This window comes from Micromonospora globispora, from assembly GCF_003857015.1.
Taxonomy (GTDB): Bacteria; Actinomycetota; Actinomycetes; order Mycobacteriales; family Micromonosporaceae; genus Micromonospora; species Micromonospora globispora.
Map to the genome: position 1 here is coordinate 1 of NZ_QGGF01000587.1, position 2,871 is coordinate 2,871.

The following is a 2,871-nucleotide window of genomic DNA, read 5'->3' on the forward strand; positions in this document are numbered from 1 at the left end:
GCGATCGTCGGCAGCGTCAGATTTGTATAAGAGACAGGGAGGTACGACCCCATGACGGGTGTGGACGTGTTGCTGCTCGCGCTCGGCGCGGTGGCGGTCGGCTCGGGTGTGCTGGTGGTGTCCACGAAGCACCTGGTCCGGGCCGGTCTCTACCTGGTGGTCTGCCTGGGCGCGCTGGCCGGCGACTACCTGGTGCTCACCGCCGAGTTGGTGGCCTGGGTGCAGGTGCTGATCTACGTCGGCGCGGTGGTGGTGCTGCTGCTCTTCGCGGTGATGCTGACCCGGGCCCCGATCGGCGCCTCGGACGACCTGGACCGGCCGGGCTGGCCGGCCGCGCTGATCGGCGCCGGCAGTGGGCTGGGCCTGGCCGCGCTGCTGGTCGACGCGTTCCGTTGGTCGCGGGTCGACCTGCCGGCGGCGGGCACCGCCGACCGCCTCGGTGAGCAGGTGTTCCGTTCCTGGGTGCTGCCCTTCGAGGTGCTCTCGGTGCTGCTGCTGGCCGCCCTGGTCGGCGCCATCGTCATCTCCCGCCCGGACATCGGCCGCCGCCCGGAGGCCGCCCCGGCACCCGCGCGGCGGGCCGCGCCCGTTCCGGTTGGCAGCGGCGGCTCCACCGACGAGGGCGGTCGCGGGTGAGGCCGGTCATCCCGTACGTCACCGCCGCGCTGCTCTTCGGCCTCGGCGTGTACGGCGTGCTGCGGCGCCGCAACGCCGTGCTGGTGCTGATGGCGGTCGAGCTGATGTTGAACGCGGTCAACCTGATCCTGGTCACCGCCGACACCACGGTCCGGGCGCAGCTGCCGCACGCTGGGCAGGTCTTCGCGCTCTTCGTGATCGTGCTGGCCGCCGCCGAGATCGGCGTCGGCCTGGCAATCGTGCTCCAGCTCTACCGTCTTCGGGCCAGTGTGGCGGTGGACGAGGTGCCGCTGACCGAGCGCCCGGTGGAGGTCGTGACCGGGGCGAGTGAAGAGGTGCGTGGGTGAGGGACGACACCGTCGTGGTCGGGGTGACCACCTGGCTCGCGCCGCTGCTGCCGGCCGTACCGCTGGCCGCCGGCCTGGTCGGTCTGCTGCTGCCGCCGTCGCCGCGCGACCACCGGATCGGCGAGCAGCGGGCCCGGTGGGCGGCGATCGCCCTGGGCGTCGCCGGCGCGGCCGGGGCGCTGCTGATCGCGGTCGCGCTGCTGACCCGGACCGATCACCTCGTCGAGGCCTCGAGCACCTGGGTCGACCTGGGCGGACTGCGGGTGACCCTCGGCTACCGGCTGGACGGGGTCACCGTCCTGGTCGCCACGGCGGTGGCGGCCGTGGCCCTGGCCGTGCAGGTCTACTCGATCGCGTACCTGAAGCGCGGCCCGCACGACGACGTCGACGTCGACCACCGGTACCCGCCGTACGCCGCGCAGATCAGCCTCTTCACCGCCGCGATGCTGGTGGTGGTGGTCTCCGGTGACCTGATCATGCTGCTGGTCGGCTGGGAGGTGATGGGCATCTGCTCCTACCTGCTCATCGCCCACGACCGGCGGCTGCCCGAGGCGCCGGCCGCCGCGATGAAGGCGTTCCTGGTCACCCGGGTGGGTGACGTCGGTTTCCTGCTCGGCATCGCGCTGCTCGGCGTCTCCGCCGGGAGCTTCCGGATCACCGACGTGCTCGCCCACAACTATTCGACGGGCACGCTCACCATCGCCTGCCTGCTGCTGCTCGCCGGGGTTGCCGGCAAGAGCGCCCAGTTCCCGCTGCACACCTGGCTGCCGGACGCGATGGCCGGCCCGACCCCGATCTCCGCGCTGATTCACGCCGCCACGATGGTCGCCGCCGGCGTGTACGCGGTCGCCCGGCTCTACCCGCTCTTCGAACGCGCCCCGGTCGCGCTGGCGGTGCTCGGCGTGATGGCTGCGATCACCCTGCTGCTCGGCGCGTTCGCCGCCACCGCCCAGGACGACATCAAGCGGGTGCTGGCCTGGTCGACGGTCTCCCAGATCGGCTACATGACCGGGGCGCTGGCGATCGGTGCGCCGACGGCCGCGCTGTTCCACCTGCTCACCCACGCCGCGTTCAAGGCGCTGCTCTTCCTCGCCGCGGGCGCGGTCATCCACGCCGTGGGCACGACGCTGATGTCCCGGATGGGTGGCCTGCGCACGGCCATGCCGGTGACCTTCTGGTGCACGGTGATCGGTCTCGGCGCCCTCGCCGGGGTGCCACCGCTCTCCGGCTTCTGGAGCAAGGACGGCGTCATCGCCACCGCCGAGGCCGCCGCGCTCGACGGCGCCGGCCCGGCTCCACAGTGGGTCGGCTGGCTGGTCTGGCTGGCCGCGCTGCTCGGCGTCGCGGTCACCGCCTGGTACGCCACCCGGCTGCTGCTGCGCACCTTCTTCGGCGCCACCCGCATCCCACTGGCCCACCCGCACGACCCGCCCGCACTGATGCGCTGGCCGGTGCTGCTCCTCGCCGTCCCGGCCGCGCTGCTCGGCCTGGCCGCCTTCTGGGGGCCGTTCACCAGCCGGATCTTCGCGCCGATGACCGAGTGGGAGCTGACCGGCTTCGGGTTCTCCCTGGTGCACCTCGGTCCGGCGGTGCTGCTGCCGCTCGTGCTGCTGCTGGCCGGCGCGGGGGTGGCCTGGGCCGGTTGGCGCCGGGATCCGGCCGCCGACCCGGCCCGGTTCCTGGGCCCGCTGCGGCCGGTCTTCGCCCGGGCGTTCCGGCTCGACGACGTCCAGGACGCCCTCGTCGTACGCCCGACGATCGCGCTCGCCCGGGTGACGCGTACCGGCGACGAGCGGGTGGTGGACGGCGTGGTCGAGGGGAGCGGCCACGCCGCGGTGGAGGTGGGCGGCGGGCTGGCCGCGCTGCACCGGGCGGCCCTGCCCCGGGC

3 protein-coding genes are annotated in these 2,871 nt (G+C 73.7%); all 3 read left to right on the forward strand.

The window, feature by feature from the left end:
* Positions 1–51 precede the first annotated feature (51 nt).
* Positions 52–636, forward strand: coding sequence for an NADH-quinone oxidoreductase subunit J family protein (locus DKL51_RS29635; protein ID WP_109944016.1), 585 nt, complete (start codon positions 52–54; stop codon positions 634–636).
* Entirely contained in the window at positions 633–983 is a 351-nt protein-coding gene (gene nuoK, locus DKL51_RS29640) for an NADH-quinone oxidoreductase subunit NuoK (protein WP_109943995.1), read from the forward strand. Before DKL51_RS29635 ends, nuoK begins: the two co-directional genes overlap by 4 nt.
* A gap of 23 nt (positions 984–1,006) precedes the next feature.
* On the forward strand, positions 1,007–2,871 hold a 1,865-nt coding region (locus tag DKL51_RS29645; RefSeq protein ID WP_438819681.1), incomplete at its 3' end, for an NADH-quinone oxidoreductase subunit 5 family protein.

Bases quoted from the DNA above. Each gene is read 5' to 3' on its own strand.
- DKL51_RS29635 (WP_109944016.1), top strand. From the start codon at position 52: ATGACGGGTGTGGACGTGTTGCTGCTCGCGCTCGGCGCGGTGGCGGTC.